Below are 13,915 nucleotides of genomic sequence, written 5' to 3' on the forward strand. Positions count from 1 at the left end.
TCTCTCCTTCCCCTCCCGCGGCCTTCTGGCAACGGGTTATACGACATCATACAACCGGCTCGCGCCGCTTTGTCAATTCGCGCCGCGCAACCCCCGCCCCCCTGGCGCGCTGACGCCGTGTGGGATGCCAGGAGGGCAGCATGGACCGCGACAGCACCATCGAGGAAGCCGAGGCCGGCGGCGTCCGGTTGCTGCCCGCCGGGCTGATCGGCTTCCTGGTCTATCCGGCCGTACTGGAGCTGATCGTTGCGCATCCGCCGGCCAACGACCAGATGGCGCCACCCGCCCAGGGCTGAGCCGCCAGCGCTGAACCGCCAGCGCCGCCCGCCCAGCGCTGAACCGGCGGAGCGTCCTGCGGGCTTGCCCCCGCCGCCCATCCTGGCCAGCATCCGGCGCATCCCAGCCGGAAGCGCCCGCCCATGCCGCCTATCACCCTTGCCGAAGCCGCCGCCGACCTCGCGGCCGGCCGCACCACCGCCGCCGCGCTGACAGAGGCGGCGCTGGACCGGATCGCCGACCCGGCCGGCGAAGGCGGGCGTGCCTTCCTGGTTGTCCACGCCGACGCCGCGCGGGCTTCGGCTCAGGCGATGGATGCGCTGCGGCGCGCCGGCCGCACGCCCAGCCCCTGGGCCGGCATCCCGATCAGCATCAAGGACCTTTATGACGAGGCCGGCCAGCAGACCCGCGGCGGGTCCCGGGCGCTGGCGGATGTGGCGCCGGCCACCGCCACCGCACCCAGCGTCGCCCGGCTGCAACGAGCCGGGTTCGTGGTGCTGGGGCGCACCAATATGGTGGAATTCGCCTTCTCCGGCCTCGGCCACAACCCGCATTTCGGCACGCCGCGTAGCCCGTGGGATCGCGCCACCGGGCGGCTGCCGGGCGGGTCTTCCTCCGGCGCCGCGGTGGCGACGGCGGATGGGATGGGCTTTGCCGGGCTGGGGTCCGACACCGGCGGGTCCTGCCGCATCCCTGCCGCGCTGTGCGGCCTGGTCGGCTGGAAGCCCACGGCGAAGCGGGTGCCGCTGACCGGCACGCTGCCGCTTTCCTTCTCACTGGACAGCCTCGGCCCCATCGCGCGCTCCGTCGCCTGCTGCGCCGTGATCGACAGCCTGATGGCCGGCGAGGAAGCCTGGTCGCCGGGCCTGCCCCTGCCGGTGGCCGGGCTGCGCCTCGGCGTGCTGCAGGGCTATGTGACCGAGAACTGGGATGCCGGCGTGACCACCGCCTTCGAGGCGGCGCTGGAAAAACTCTCCGCCGCCGGGGCGCGGGTGGAGCGGCTGGTGGTGCCCGAACTGGCCGAGATCCCGAAGGCCAATGCCACCGGCGGCTTCGCCTCCTCCGAGGCCTATGCCTGGCATCGCGGCCTGATCGAACGGCAGCGCGACGCCTATGACCAGCGCATCCTGGCCCGCATCCTGCGCGGCGGGCAGATGTCAGCGGCCGACTACATCCAGCTCGGCCAGGACCGTGCGCGGATCATCGCGGGTTTCGCGGCGCGCACGGCGGGCTTCGATGCGGTGGTGTCGTCCACCTGCCCGCTGGTGCCGCCGGCCATCTCCGAGATCGAGGATGAGGCGGAGTATGGCCGCATCAACCTGCTGCTGCTGCGAAACACCAGCGTCGGCAATTTCCTCGACCGCTGCGCCATCAGCCTGCCCTGCCACCGCGCCGGGGAGGCGCCGGTCGGCTTCCAGCTGATGGGCGAGCATGGCGGCGATGCCAGGCTCTTCGCCGTGGCGCAGGCGGTGGAGGCGGCGCTGGCGGCGTGAGCCCGCGCTTCGGCAATCTGGCGGAAGGCGAAGCCCCGGCGGAGGGCGCCGAGAGCTTCGCCACGCTGCTGGAACAGGGTGGCGTGGTGGTGCAGCGCATCGCCTCCCACCGCGCCGCCAGCCCGGACGGCTTCTGGTACGACCAGCCCGGGACGGAATTCGTGCTGCTGGCGCGGGGCACCGGGACGCTCGGCTTCGCCGATGGCACGCGGCGCGCCATGGCGACGGGGGATTGGGCGGTGCTGCCGGCAGGCTGCCGGCACCGGGTGGAGGCGACCGGCGCGGATGCGCTGTGGCTGGCGGTTCACCTGCCGTCCGGCTGAGAGACCTCTGAGAACACTGGCGGGTCGGCTGCATTCTCAAACGGTCTCTCAACCTCCAGCAGCGGCACCACCGGCTGTTCATCCTTCAGCGCCACGCCCGTGGCGCCCAGGCTTCGCGCGGCGGCGACCAGCCAGAGCAGTTTCGCCGTGGCCTCCGCCACGCTCAGCCCGCCGGGGCGGATATTGCTGATGCAGTTGCGCTCGGCATCGGTGCGGCCAGGGCGCGGGGCGTGGGTCAGGTAGATGCCCATGCTGTCGAGTGCGGACAGGCCCGGCCGCTCGCCGATCAGCACCGCGACCATGGCCGCGCCCAACGCCTGGCCGATGGCATCCCCTATGGCGACGCGCGCCTGGGTGGCGATGACCGGCGGCGCCACATCCCACCCCGCCGCCTGCAACCCCGCGGACAGCGCCGCGACCAGCGCGGGCGCCTGGGCCTGCACCCCGGTGGCGCAGAGGCCATCGGCCACGACGATGGCGAAGCAGCCGGGCCGCGGCGCCAGCACAGTACCCTCCGCCAGGCGCCGGCCGAGATCCGGGCGCAGCAGGTAGCCGCGCCGGTCCGGTGCCGCGCTCGCCACCACCTGCGCGCCCAGCGCCGCCTGCAGCGCGGGCACATCGAGCTTCGACCAGACCGCATCGCGCGCCTGGGCATGCGCCTCCTGGAAATCCAGATGCGCCGCGGTGGGCAGCCCGTTGCCGACGCGGCCGAGCGCGACGCGCGCCGCGGTGAAACGGCGCAGGTCACGCCAGAGGGTGGGTGCGCTCACAGCAGGCCGGCCGTGGCCATCGCCGGCGGCAGTAGGTCCGGCGTGCGGTCCCCCAGCCCCATGCGGTGCAGCCAGACGGCGAATTCGGGGGCCGGCTTCTTGCCCAGCGCGGCGCGGACATAGAGCCCGTCATGGAAGGAGGTGGATTGGTAGGCGAGCATGGTGTCGTCCGCCCCCGGCACGCCCATCACATAGGTCACGCCGGCCACGCCGAGCAGCGTCAGCAGCGCGTCCATGTCGTCCTGGTCGGCCTCGGCATGGTTGGTGTAGCAGACATCCACCCCCATCGGCAGGCCGAGCAGCTTGCCGCACATATGGTCCTCAAGGCCCGCACGGGTGATCTGCTTGCCGTCGAACAGGTATTCCGGGCCGATGAAGCCGACGACCGAGTTCACCAGCAGCGGCCGGAAGCGGCGCGCCACGGCATAGGCGCGGCATTCCAGTGTCTGCTGGTCCACGCCGTGATGCGCATCGGCCGACAGCGCGCTGCCCTGGCCGGTCTCGAAATACATGCAGTTGTCGCCCAGCGTGCCGCGCTTCAGGGACAGCGCCGCCGCATGCGCCTCCGCCAGCAGGGACAGGGACACGCCGAAGCTGTCATTCACCGCCTGGGTGCCGCCGATGGATTGGAACACCAGGTCCACCGGCGCACCGCGCTGCATGGCCAGCAGCGTGGTGGTGACATGCGCCAGCACGCAGGTCTGGGTGGGGATGGCGTAGCGGTCGCGCACCGCATCCAGCAGGCCCAGCACGCGGCACAGGTTGTCCACATTGTCGGTCGCCGGGTTCACCCCGATCACCGCATCCCCGGCGCCGAGCAGCAGCCCGTCCAGCACCTGCGCCGCGATGCCCTTCGGGTCGTCCACCGGGTCGTTCGGCTGCAGTCGGATGGACAGCGTGCCGGGCAGGCCGAGCGTGTTGCGGAAGCGCGTCGTCACCCGGCATTTGGCGGCGATCGCCACCAGGTCCTGCAGCCGGCAGATCTTCGACAGTGCCGCCACCATCTCGGGCGTCAGGCCGGGCGCGAGGGCGGCCAGCGCGGGCGCATCGGCCTCCGCCAGCAGCCAATCCCGGAAGCCGCCGACCGTGAGGTGCGCGACGGGGGCGAAGGCGGCGGCGTCATGGCTGTCCAGGATCAGCCGCGTCACCTCATCCGCCTCATAGGGCACCACGGCCTCATCCAGGAAATGCCGCAACGGCAGGTCTGCCAGGGCGCGCTGCGCCGCCACCCGCTGTGCTGCGCTTGCGGCCGCGACACCGGCCAGCGCATCGCCGGACCGGAACGGCGTGGCGCAGGCCAGAAGCTGGCGCAGGTCGGCGAAGACATGCCGCGTGCCGCCGACCGTTGCGGAAAAACCCATGCCACCCTCTCCTTCACCCCAACCCGCGCCCGGGTTCACCCCACCCCGCGCCCGGGTTCACCCCACCCCGCGCCCGGGTTGCCACCTGAAGCCTCCGGGGGGAGGATGCCACAGATACGGAGGAACGGTATGGACCGCGAGAAGCTGGAAATGCGCCCGGATGCGGCCGCGGAATGGCCGGATGGCATCTACGCGGCGCTGAAGGCCAATGGCATCACCCAGGTGGCCCTGGTGCCGGATGCCGGCCACAGCCGGCTGATCAAGCGCTGCCTCGCCGACAATAAGATGACGGTGGTCACTCTGACGACCGAGGAAGAAGGCGTCGCCATGCTGTGCGGCGCCTGGCTCGGCGGCGTCAAGGGCGTGCTGCTGATGCAGTCCTCCGGCGTCGGCAACTGCATCAACATGCTGTCGCTGTCGCATATCCACCGCACGCCGCTGCCGATGATCGTGACCATGCGCGGCGACTTCGCGGAATTCAATCCGGCGCAGATCCCGATGGGCCAGGCGACCCAGACGGTGCTGGAGGCGATGGGCACCATCGTGCACCGCGCCGACCGGCCGGAGGATGTGGCCGCCACCGTCGATGCGACGCTGCGCCTGGCCTTCAATACGTTCCGCCCGGCGGCCACGCTGCTCGGCCAGCGCCTGATCGGCGCCAAGACCTTCGGGAAGGACTGAGCCATGGCCGAATACCCGAACCGGCGCGATCTGGTGCGCGCGCTGCTGGAAGACCGTGGCGAGCTGATGGTGATCGCCGGCCTCGGCGCCTCCGCCTGGGACATCACCGCCATCGGCGATACGCCGCGCAATCTTCCCCTATGGGGCGGCATGGGCGGCGCCGCGATGATGGGGCTTGGCCTGGCGCTGGCGCAGCCTTCCGCGAAGGTGCTGGTGATCACCGGTGATGGGGAGATGCTGATGGCGCTCGGCGCCATGGCCACCATCGCGGTGCAGAAGCCGAAGAATCTGTCGATCGTCGTGCTGGACAATGAGCATTACAGCGAGACGGGCAACCAGGAGACGGCGACGAAGCACGGCGTGGACCTCGCCGCGATGGCGCGCGGCGCCGGTCTGAAGGAAGCGCGCACCTTGACGAGCCTGGCGGAAGTGCCCGCCCTGCGCGCGCAGATCCATGCCGGCGCGGGTACGGTCTTCGCGGTCACGAAAATCGCGCCGGGCAATCTGCCGCTGGTGCTGCCGCCGCGCGACGGCGCCATCCTGCAGGCGCGATTCCGCGAGGCCCTGCTCGGCCCCGCCGCCCACCACCAGCTTTGAAGGCCCGACCATGCCGCATGTGATCTGCGTCCGCCCGATCCACGAGGAAGCCATCGCGCGGATGCGCGCGACACCGGGCGTGACGGTGGATGTCCTGATGGACCTGTCGCCCGAAAGCCTCGCCGCCAACCTGCCGAAGGCGGACGCGCTGATCGTGCGGACCATCCGCATCGACCGCGCCTTCCTGGCGCATTGCACCAATCTGAAGATCCTGGTCCGCCACGGCGTCGGCTACGACATCGTCGATGTGCCGGCGCTGACGGAACGCGGCATCCCGCTGGCCATCACGCCGGAGGCCAATGCGGTTTCCGTCGCCGAGCATGCGCTGATGATGATGCTGGCCTGCGCCCGCAAGCTGACCAGCTTCAACGCCAATATGCGCGCCGCCACGCCGGTCTGGGGCTCGCAGCCCGGGCTGCCGACCTTCGACCTGCAGGGCAAGACCGTGCTGGTGGTGGGCTTCGGCCGCATCGGCACGCGCGTCGCCAAGCTGTGCGCCGCCTTCGGCATGCGCGTGCTGGTGCGCGACCCGAATATCGGCAAGGGCAGCATCCGCGGCCTGGGCTTCGAGCCGGTGGATGATGCGGCGACCGCGGCGGCGGAGGCGGATATCGTCACCGTCCACGTCCCGAGCGGCCCGGCCACGCGCAACATGATCGACGGCGCCTTCATGGCGCGGATGAAGCCGGGTGCGGTGCTGGTGAATACCGCGCGCGGCACCATCGTGGACCAGGTGGCGCTGGAAGCCTCACTGCGCGCCGGGCACCTTTCCGCCGCCGGAATCGACGTGTTCGAGGAGGAGCCGGTGGAGACGCCGATCAGCCTGCTGTCCACGCCCAACCTCATCATGACCCCGCATGTCGCCGCCAGCACGGCGGAGGGGCTGCGGCGCATGGCGCTGGACAGCGCGGCCGCCGCCCTGGCCTGCTTCGACGGCACGCTGGACCCGGATGTCATCGTGAACAGCGAAGTCCTGGCACGCAGGAACTGACCGCCATGCGCCGCCTGATCCTCGCTGCCCTGCTGCTGGCCGCGCCCGCGGCGGCGGAACCCGCGCGCGCCACGCGTCAGATGGCCGCCACCGCCAGCCCGCATGCGACGCAGGCGGCACTGGCGATGTTGCGCGCCGGCGGGTCGGCGGTGGATGCGGCGATCGCGGCACAGGCGGCGCTGTCGGTGGCGGAGCCGCATGCCAGCGGCGTGCTCGGCGGCGCCTTCGTGCTGGTCTGGGACCAGGCGGCGGCCCGACTGCGCTACTATGAGGGCATCTCCAGCGCGCCCGCCGCCAGCCAGGACCGGCTGACGGCGGGCGGCATCGGCCCCGCCACGGTGGCTCGGTCCGGCCGCGCCGTCGCGGTGCCGGGCACGGTGGCTGCACTGGCGCTGGCGCATGCGGCGCATGGCCGCCTGCCCTGGGCGGAGCTGTTCACGCCCGCCATCCAACTGGCGGAGGAAGGCTTCCCCCTGCCACCCTATCTGCACCGGGTGATCCGCAACCGCGCGGCGGAGCTGGCCCGCGTGCCGGCGATCCGCGCGCTGTATTTCGATCAGGAAGGCCAGCCGCTGGCCGCCGGCGCCACCTTCCGCAACCCGGACCAGGCGGAGGCGCTGCGCCTGCTGGCCAGCGAGGGCCCCGCCACCCTGTATGGCGGCACGCTGGGCCGCAGCGTGGTGCGGGCGGTGATGGACCACGCCGTGCCGGGCTGGATGACGCTGGCCGACCTGGCCGCCTATCGCGCCGTGGAACGCACGCCGGTCTGCGCCGAGGCCTTCGCGCGCCGCATCTGCACCGCGGCCGCGCCGTCCTCCGGCGGCATCGCCGTGCTGCAGACGCTGGGGCTGGCCGAACGGCTCGGCATCGCGCAGGCGGAGCGCGACAGCGCCCAGGCGACGCATATCTTCATCGAGGCCAGCCGCCTCGCCACCGCCGATCGTCGCCGCTGGATGGGCGACCCGGACAAGGTGCCGGTGCCGCAGGCCGGGCTGCTGGCGCGCGACTACCTCGATGCGCGCGCCGCGCTGGCCGGGCCGGGACGGGCGCTGGAAACGGTGGCGCCCGGCACGCCGGCGGAACGCCACGGGGCGCTCCCCACCCCCAGCGACCCGATGGCGGAGGCGGCGACGACGCAGGTTTCCATCATCGACGCCGCCGGCAATGCGGTGGCCTTCACCACCACCAACAACCTGAACTTCGGCGCCGAGCTGCTGGCGATGGGCGTCACGCTGAACAACGGCATGACCAATTTCGCGGTCAATCCGGGCACCGCGGAGGCACCGGCGCAGAACCGCCTGGCGCCGGGCAAGCGGCCCGTCAGCACCATGGCGCCGACCATCGTCTTCGGCGCCGATGGACGGCCGGAGCTGGTGCTGGGCGCCGGCGGCGGCGCGCGCATCCCGGATGCGGTGGCGGCCGCGGTGATCGAGGTGCTGGCCTTCGGCGCCGATGCCGAACGCGCCACCGCCCGGCCCCGGATCGGCGCGCAGACCGGCACGGTGGAGCTGGAACAGGGAACACCGCTCGCCGCCTTGGCACCGGCCTTGCAGGCGATGGGCCATGCGCCGCGCGTGGCGGTGATGAATACCGGGCTGCAGGTGATCCGGCGGCTGCCGGATGGCACACTGGAGGGCGCGGCCGATCCGCGGCGGGATGGGGTGGCGGCGGGGGATTGATCCCACCTCCTGCGCCAACCGGCCAATGACATCGCGACCTGCGGCCCGGAGGGCCGAGGCCGCGAACGCGGCCCGCCGCCTATGCGGCGAAGCCAAGCCGCGCGGATGCGCGGCGCACGGCGCCTGAGTGGCAGGAAGGCTTCGCCTTCCTGCCCGAAGAATCAGTCGAACTGGATATTCGCGCGCCGGATCACCTCGGCGTATTTCGCGGCATCCCTTCGCAGCAGCGCCGCGGCATCGGCGCTGGTGCCGCCGCCGGGGATGAAGCCGGCATCGGCCACGCGCTGGCGCAGGCCGGGGTCGGACAGTGCCTTGTTCACCGCCTGCACCCAACGCTCGCTGATGGCGGAGGGCAGGCCGGGCGGGCCCATCACCATGTACCAGACGGCCGCGTCGAAATCGGGGAAGCCGCTTTCGGCGATGGTCGGCACATCCGGCAGCGTCGGGACCCGCTCCTTCAAGGTGGTGGCCAGCGCCCGCACGCGGCCGGCGCGGATATGCGGCAGGTAGGTGGGCAGGGTGTCGATGGCGATGTCGATGCGCCCGGCCAGCACCTCGTTCACCGCCTGGCCGGTGCCGCGGAACGGGATATGCGTCATGTCCAGCCCGGCCGCGAAGGACAGGGCCGCCGCCGCCAGGTGCTGCTGGGTCGCGATGCCGGAGGAGGAGTAGTTCAGCTTCCCCGGATTCGCCTTCGCATGCGCGATGAACTGGTCGAAGGTCTGCGCCGGCGAATCCAACGGCACCACCGCCACCAGCGGCACGGTGCCGGCCAGCACCACGGCGGTCTGGTCGGCGATGATGTCGAAGGGCGGCGGCTTCATCGTCGGCGGCACGACGGCGGATGCGCTGACCGTGGTCATCAGCATCTGGTAGCCATCCGGCCGGCCGCGCGCATTGGTCGTCGCCGCGATGGTGCCGGACCCGCCGGCGCGATTCTCGATGGCGATGGCCTGGCCGAATTCCGCCTGCAGCGCGGGCTGCAGCAGGCGGGCGATGATGTCCGTGCCGCCGCCCGGCGCGAAGCCGACAAGCAGGGCGACGGTACGGGTGGGGTAGCTGCCCTGGCTGCTACCTTGGGCCAGGCCCGGCAGTGGCAAGGCGACAGCGCCCGCCGCCGCCAAAAGGCCGCGTCGTGAGAACATGGTTCCTCCGGTTTTTACTTATGGACCGAAGGATGCCGTGCGGTCAGGTTCCCGTCCAGACCGGCTTCCGCTTGGCGAGGAAGGCCTGCACCCCTTCGCGGAAATCATTGCTGCCGAAGCACATGGTCACCAGGTCGTCGCCCTCGATGGTGCCGGCCGCCAGGCGCAGGCGCTTCAGCGCCACCTTGGTCGCGGTCAGCGTCAGCGGCGCCATGCCGGCGATCTCCTCCGCCAGCTTCTCGGCGCGCGCCGCGAGGGCTTCGGGCGTGTCCAGCATCTCGGAGATGAAGCCGGCGGACAGCGCCTCCGGCGCATCCATCAGCCGCGCGGTGAAGATCAGGTCCTTCAGCTTGGCGGGGCCGATCAGCGCGGCGAAGCGGGAGATGTTCATGGTGGACAGCGTATTGCCGAGCGTGCGCGCCACCGGCACGCCGAAGCGCGCATTGGCGCTGGCGATCCGCATGTCGCAGACCCCCGCAATCCCCAGCCCTCCGCCGACGCAGGCGCCGGCCACCGCGGCGATGACGGGCTTCGGGCAATCCTCGATCGCGGACAGCACGCGGTCGATCCGCGTCTCATAGTCCAGCGCGTCCTGGCCGGTGGTGAAGTTCTGGAACTGGCTGATGTCGGTGCCGGCCGCGAAGGCCTTGCCGCCGGCGCCGGTGATGACCCAGCAGCGAATCGCCGGATCCTTCGCCACCGCGGCGGCCTGTTCGAACAGCCCCTCATACATCGGGAAGGTCATGGCGTTACGCTGGTCCGGGCGGTTCAGCGTGGTCCAGGCCACCGGGCCGCGGGTCTCGTGCAGGATATCGGGCATATTGGTTCCTCCTCCCCCTCTTGTGCGCCCCCTCTTGTGCAGTGGTCGGGTGCGGGGCGACAAGTCCGGCAACCGGATGGAGACCGACAAGAATGCGTATCGTCAGCGTCAAGCAGGGCATTGCCCCGATCGCGAGCGACATCGCCAATGCCTATATCGACTTCTCGAAGATGACCGCCTCCATCGTCGCGGTCACCGTGGAAGGCGAAGGCGGGGCGCGGGCCACCGGCTACGGCTTCAACTCCAATGGCCGCTACGCCCAGCCCGGCCTGCTGGCCGAACGCTTCGTGCCGCGGCTGCTGGAGGCGACGGAGGCGCAGGTCACGGCCCCGGATGGCAAGCTGAACCCGCAGGGCGCCTGGTCGGCGATGATGAAGAACGAGAAGCCCGGCGGGCATGGGGAGCGCAGCGTCGCCGTCGGCGTGCTGGACATGGCGCTGTGGGATGCCGCGGCGAAGCTGGAGGGTGTGCCGCTGTGGCGCCTGCTGGCCGATCGCTACAATGGCGGCCAGGCGGATGACGCGGCCTGGGTCTATGCCGCGGGCGGCTACTACTACCCCGGCAAGGGGGTGGATGCGCTGGTCGAGGAGATGAAGCGCTACCTCGGCATGGGCTATGCGACCGTGAAGATGAAGATCGGCGGCGCCCCCGGCACCGCCCTGGCCGATGCGCTGGCCGAGGATATCGAGCGGATCGAGGCGGTGGTGAAGCTGCTCGGAGGCGATGGCAGCAAGCTTGCTGTCGATGTGAATGGCCGCTTCGACCTGCAGGCGGCGCTCGCCTATGCCGAAGCCTTGGCGCCGATGAAGCTGCGCTGGTACGAGGAACCGCTCGACCCGCTGGATTATTCCACGCATGCGACGCTGGCGGAACATTATGGGCCGCCGATCGCGACCGGCGAAAACCTGTTCTCCATGCTGGATGCGCGCAACCTGATCCGCCATGGCGGGCTGCGGCCGGATCGCGACATCCTGCAGATGGACCCGGCGCTGTCCTATGGGTTGTGCGAATATCTGCGGACGCTGGATATGCTGGCCGCCCATGGCTGGTCCCGCCGCCGCTGCGTGCCGCATGGCGGGCACCAGTTCGCGCTGAACATCGCGGTGGGCCTCGGGCTGGGCGGCAATGAAAGCTATCCGGAGGTTTTTGCCCCGTTTGGCGGCTTCGCCGATGACGTGCCGGTGGTGGAAGGGCGCGTGGCCATGCCGGATATTCCCGGCGTAGGCTTCGAGGCGAAGAACAAGCTGTACGACGTCTTCAAGGGCCTCGGCTGATGCCCCAGCGCGCCATCCCCGCCGTCTTCATGCGCGGCGGCACCAGCAAGGCCATCATGTTCCACGCCCGCGACCTGCCGGCGGATCGCGCGGAATGGGATGCGATCTTCATGGCGGCGCTGGGCACGCCGGACCCCTATGGCCGCCAGCTCAACGGCATGGGCGGCGGCGTGTCCTCGCTGTCGAAGATCTGCGTGCTGGCGCCCTCGGCGCGGGATGACGCGGATATCGACTACACCTTCGCCCAGGTGCTGATCCGCGAGGCGCGGGTGGATTGGAAGGGCAATTGCGGCAATATGAGCTCCGCCGTCGGCCCCTTCGCGGTGGATGAGGGCCTGGTGCGGCCGAATGGCACGCAGGCCACGGTCCGCATCTACAACACCAATACGAAGAAGATCATCCACAACACCTTCGAGCTGGAGGATGGCCGCGCCAAGGTCCTGGGCGACCTGGCCATCCCGGGCGTCGGCGGCACGGGCGCGCCGGTGCGGCTGGATTTCGTGCAGCCGGGCGGCGCCACCACCGGGCGGCTGCTGCCCTCCGGCCAGGTGCTGGACGTGCTGGAGGTCCCGGGCTTCGGCCGGATCGAGGCCTCCCTCGTCGATGCCGCCAACGCTTCCGCCTTCATCCGGGCGCGGGATATCGGCCTGACGGGGCGCGAATTGCCGGGGGAGCTGGAGGCGCGGCCGGAAATCCTGGCGCTGCTCGATGCCATCCGGCTGCAGGCCAGCATCCGCATGGGCATCGGGGCGGACCTCCCGGCGGCCAAGGCGATCAGCTCCGTCCCCTATATCGGCTTCGTCAGCCCGCCCGCCGATGCGCCGACCCTGTCGGGGGAGACCATCGCGCAAGGGCAGATCGACCTGGCGGCGCGCATCATCTCCAACGGCCAGCCGCACCGGGCGCTGCCGCTGACCGGGTCGCTGTGCACGGCCGTCGCGGCACGCATCGCGGGGACGCTGGTGGCGGAATGTCTCGGCGAAGGGGTGGCGGCGGGGCCGATCCGCATCGGCATGCCGTCCGGCGTGCTGACGGTTGGCGCGGATGTGGTGCAGGAGGCGGGGGCCTGGGTGGCCCGCGCCGGGTCCTTCTACCGCACCGCGCGGCGGCTGTTCGATGGCCGGGTCTGGATTCCGGGCTGACCTTCAGCGCGCCAGCCACTCCCGGGAAAAACGGTCGGCACCGGAGGGCAGCGGCGCTGCGGGATCAGCGGTGAACGCCAGGATATCGCCCACCACCGCCGCCCGGTTGCTGTCGGTCAGCAACAGGTGAAACCCCTCCTCATGAATGCCGATCCGCACCGGGCTGTCCGGTGGCAGGGCGTTCAGGGCGCGGCGGACCGGGCGGGCCGGGATTAGCGAATCCTTGTCGCCATACAGCAGCAGCACCGGCACCGGGCGCTGCGCGGCATCGCGGCAACAGGTGGGCAGGGCGGCCGTCGCCGCATCCATCAGGTCCACCAGCCCGACCGCGGCATCCACCCGGGTGCTGCGCAGCACCAGGGGGTCCCGTCCCAGCCGGCGCAGCGCCGCCATGTTGTCGCTGGCGACGATGCCGCCCACCCCGCCCTGGAAGCCAAGGATCGGCATGGTCCGCGCCGCCACCCAGAGCCCGCCGCGCATCACCGCATTCATGCTGGCCCGGCCCCATAGCGCGGGGGCGAGCAGCACATAGCCATCCACCGGCGGCGGATCGGCGCTGGTGCCGGCCACCACCGCCACGGCGCCGCCCATGCTTTCCCCCATAAGGAACAGCGGCAGGCCGGGGTGGCGGGCGCGCAGCAGGCGGGCAGCGGTCGCGGCGTCCTCCGCCAGCGTCGCCTCCCCCGGCCAGTAGCCACGGTTGGGGGACCGGCCGAAGCCGCGCTGGTCATAGGCATAGACCAGCAGCCCGCCCGCATTGAGCTGGCCGATGCTGTCGGTCAGGAAATTGCCGGAATGGTCGTTGAAGCCGTGCAGCGCCAGCAGCACGGCACGCGGCGGCACCCCATCCGCCCGCCCATCTGGCGGAAAGGCGCGCATCGGCAACCGGGCGCCATCGGCCGCCACCACCGCATCCTGCGCCAAGGCGGGCGGGGCGATGGCAGGGCCCATCGGCATCACCACCGGCGTGCAGGCGGCCCCCAGCAGCAAGGCGAGGCAGGCCAGGACCACCCGGGGGGAGGCGATGGGTCGCATGCCGCAGGGGTAGCGCGAACCGCCCGGGCTGGTCCATCGCCCCCGGCCCCCCTATGTTCCGGGTCGCCACACAGACCACCGCAACAGCCCACCAAGGACCGCCATGCGCGATGCCCGCCAGACCGGCTATACCCCGGTCGCCCTGCCCGGCGTGACGCCGGAGGAAACCATCACGACCACCAGCCGCACCGTCGGCTGCGACGGCGGCGGCGGCGCGCTGGGGCATCCGCTGGTCTTCCTGCGCATCGAGCAGCACCAGGTGACCTGCCCCTATTGCTCCCGCACCTATGTCCTGGCCGAAGGCGCGGGCGACGACGGCGGCCATTGA

Annotated in this window: 15 protein-coding genes; 10 read left to right on the forward strand and 5 right to left on the reverse strand. The window is 71.4% G+C overall.

Translation table 11 applies throughout. The features are described 5' to 3' along the window. The first annotated feature begins 140 nt into the window (after nucleotides 1–140). The 3 genes from HB662_RS09735 to HB662_RS29685 all read left to right on the forward strand — a co-directional run bounded on the left by HB662_RS09735 (nucleotide 141) and on the right by HB662_RS29685 (nucleotide 2,092). Nucleotides 141–296 carry a hypothetical protein gene (locus HB662_RS09735; RefSeq protein WP_168049551.1) on the forward strand — a complete coding sequence of 52 codons (156 nt, stop codon included), beginning with the start codon at nucleotides 141–143 and terminating at the stop codon, nucleotides 294–296. Between the two features lie 123 nt (nucleotides 297–419). Then, nucleotides 420–1,769: an amidase gene (locus tag HB662_RS09740; protein ID WP_168049552.1), complete on the forward strand. Its 1,350-nt coding sequence runs from the start codon at nucleotides 420–422 to the stop codon at nucleotides 1,767–1,769. Further along, nucleotides 1,766–2,092, forward strand: coding sequence for a cupin domain-containing protein (locus HB662_RS29685; RefSeq protein ID WP_168049553.1), 327 nt, complete (start codon nucleotides 1,766–1,768; stop codon nucleotides 2,090–2,092). Before HB662_RS09740 ends, HB662_RS29685 begins: the two co-directional genes overlap by 4 nt. Here HB662_RS29685 and eutC read toward each other — a convergent pair. Further along, nucleotides 2,074–2,862, reverse strand: a complete 789-nt coding sequence (eutC, locus tag HB662_RS09750; protein ID WP_168049554.1) for an ethanolamine ammonia-lyase subunit EutC — start codon at nucleotides 2,860–2,862, stop codon at nucleotides 2,074–2,076. The two genes, HB662_RS29685 and eutC, sit on opposite strands and share 19 nt — an antisense overlap. After that, a complete protein-coding gene (gene eutB, locus HB662_RS09755; protein WP_168049555.1) occupies nucleotides 2,859–4,223 on the reverse strand; it encodes an ethanolamine ammonia-lyase subunit EutB in 1,365 nt (454 codons plus the stop codon). The genes eutC and eutB overlap by 4 nt, the downstream gene beginning before the upstream one ends. Before the next feature lie 129 nt (nucleotides 4,224–4,352). Here eutB and HB662_RS09760 point away from each other — a divergent pair, with 129 nt between their 5' ends. From HB662_RS09760 to HB662_RS09775, 4 genes are read left to right on the forward strand one after another with little or no spacing between them, the layout of a single operon-like run. Further along, nucleotides 4,353–4,904, forward strand: a complete 552-nt coding sequence (locus HB662_RS09760; RefSeq protein ID WP_168049556.1) for a thiamine pyrophosphate-binding protein — start codon at nucleotides 4,353–4,355, stop codon at nucleotides 4,902–4,904. Nucleotides 4,905–4,907: 3 nt separating this feature from the next. After that, entirely contained in the window at nucleotides 4,908–5,501 is a 594-nt protein-coding gene (locus HB662_RS09765) for a thiamine pyrophosphate-dependent enzyme (protein WP_168049557.1), read from the forward strand. Nucleotides 5,502–5,511: 10 nt separating this feature from the next. Beyond that, nucleotides 5,512–6,492: a hydroxyacid dehydrogenase gene (locus HB662_RS09770; protein WP_168049558.1), complete on the forward strand. Its 981-nt coding sequence runs from the start codon at nucleotides 5,512–5,514 to the stop codon at nucleotides 6,490–6,492. 5 nt (nucleotides 6,493–6,497) lie between these two features. After that, entirely contained in the window at nucleotides 6,498–8,171 is a 1,674-nt protein-coding gene (locus HB662_RS09775; protein WP_168049559.1) for a gamma-glutamyltransferase family protein, read from the forward strand. 161 nt (nucleotides 8,172–8,332) lie between these two features. Here HB662_RS09775 and HB662_RS09780 read toward each other — a convergent pair whose 3' ends face one another. After that, nucleotides 8,333–9,316, reverse strand: coding sequence for a Bug family tripartite tricarboxylate transporter substrate binding protein (locus HB662_RS09780; RefSeq protein WP_168049560.1), 984 nt, complete (start codon nucleotides 9,314–9,316; stop codon nucleotides 8,333–8,335). Nucleotides 9,317–9,359: 43 nt separating this feature from the next. Continuing rightward, nucleotides 9,360–10,136, reverse strand: coding sequence for an enoyl-CoA hydratase/isomerase family protein (locus HB662_RS09785; protein ID WP_168049561.1), 777 nt, complete (start codon nucleotides 10,134–10,136; stop codon nucleotides 9,360–9,362). Nucleotides 10,137–10,228: 92 nt separating this feature from the next. Here HB662_RS09785 and HB662_RS09790 point away from each other — a divergent pair, with 92 nt between their 5' ends. Together HB662_RS09790 and HB662_RS09795 are read left to right on the forward strand one after the other, a co-directional pair. Beyond that, complete coding sequence (locus HB662_RS09790) at nucleotides 10,229–11,410, forward strand: enolase C-terminal domain-like protein (RefSeq protein ID WP_168049562.1); 1,182 nt, start codon at nucleotides 10,229–10,231, stop codon at nucleotides 11,408–11,410. Beyond that, nucleotides 11,410–12,552: a 2-methylaconitate cis-trans isomerase PrpF family protein gene (locus HB662_RS09795; RefSeq protein ID WP_168049563.1), complete on the forward strand. Its 1,143-nt coding sequence runs from the start codon at nucleotides 11,410–11,412 to the stop codon at nucleotides 12,550–12,552. Before HB662_RS09790 ends, HB662_RS09795 begins: the two co-directional genes overlap by 1 nt. 3 nt (nucleotides 12,553–12,555) lie before the next feature. Here HB662_RS09795 and HB662_RS09800 read toward each other — a convergent pair whose 3' ends face one another. Beyond that, the gene (locus HB662_RS09800; RefSeq protein ID WP_168049564.1) at nucleotides 12,556–13,587 is read right to left on the reverse strand and encodes an alpha/beta fold hydrolase; all 1,032 of its coding nucleotides are present in this window, start codon (nucleotides 13,585–13,587) and stop codon (nucleotides 12,556–12,558) included. A gap of 103 nt (nucleotides 13,588–13,690) precedes the next feature. On the opposite strand from HB662_RS09800, the gene HB662_RS09805 reads away from it, so the two are divergent. After that, the gene (locus HB662_RS09805; RefSeq protein ID WP_168049565.1) at nucleotides 13,691–13,915 is read left to right on the forward strand and encodes a zinc-finger domain-containing protein; all 225 of its coding nucleotides are present in this window, start codon (nucleotides 13,691–13,693) and stop codon (nucleotides 13,913–13,915) included.

The sequence above is a fragment of the Falsiroseomonas frigidaquae genome (assembly GCF_012163145.1).
Lineage (GTDB): Bacteria > Pseudomonadota > Alphaproteobacteria > Acetobacterales > Acetobacteraceae > Falsiroseomonas > Falsiroseomonas frigidaquae.

What these genes read in the sequence shown, in the direction of transcription:
- HB662_RS09735 (WP_168049551.1), top strand. Translation starts at nt 141, where the DNA reads ATGGACCGCGACAGCACCATCGAGGAAGCCGAGGCCGGCGGCGTCCGG.
- HB662_RS09740 (WP_168049552.1), top strand. Translation starts at nt 420, where the DNA reads ATGCCGCCTATCACCCTTGCCGAAGCCGCCGCCGACCTCGCGGCCGGC.
- eutB (WP_168049555.1), bottom strand. Translation starts at nt 4,223, where the DNA reads ATGGGTTTTTCCGCAACGGTCGGCGGCACGCGGCATGTCTTCGCCGAC.
- HB662_RS09760 (WP_168049556.1), top strand. Translation starts at nt 4,353, where the DNA reads ATGGACCGCGAGAAGCTGGAAATGCGCCCGGATGCGGCCGCGGAATGG.
- HB662_RS09765 (WP_168049557.1), top strand. Translation starts at nt 4,908, where the DNA reads ATGGCCGAATACCCGAACCGGCGCGATCTGGTGCGCGCGCTGCTGGAA.
- HB662_RS09770 (WP_168049558.1), top strand. Translation starts at nt 5,512, where the DNA reads ATGCCGCATGTGATCTGCGTCCGCCCGATCCACGAGGAAGCCATCGCG.
- HB662_RS09775 (WP_168049559.1), top strand. Translation starts at nt 6,498, where the DNA reads ATGCGCCGCCTGATCCTCGCTGCCCTGCTGCTGGCCGCGCCCGCGGCG.
- HB662_RS09780 (WP_168049560.1), bottom strand. Translation starts at nt 9,316, where the DNA reads ATGTTCTCACGACGCGGCCTTTTGGCGGCGGCGGGCGCTGTCGCCTTG.
- HB662_RS09785 (WP_168049561.1), bottom strand. Translation starts at nt 10,136, where the DNA reads ATGCCCGATATCCTGCACGAGACCCGCGGCCCGGTGGCCTGGACCACG.
- HB662_RS09790 (WP_168049562.1), top strand. Translation starts at nt 10,229, where the DNA reads ATGCGTATCGTCAGCGTCAAGCAGGGCATTGCCCCGATCGCGAGCGAC.
- HB662_RS09795 (WP_168049563.1), top strand. Translation starts at nt 11,410, where the DNA reads ATGCCCCAGCGCGCCATCCCCGCCGTCTTCATGCGCGGCGGCACCAGC.
- HB662_RS09800 (WP_168049564.1), bottom strand. Translation starts at nt 13,587, where the DNA reads ATGCGACCCATCGCCTCCCCCCGGGTGGTCCTGGCCTGCCTCGCCTTG.
- HB662_RS09805 (WP_168049565.1), top strand. Translation starts at nt 13,691, where the DNA reads ATGCGCGATGCCCGCCAGACCGGCTATACCCCGGTCGCCCTGCCCGGC.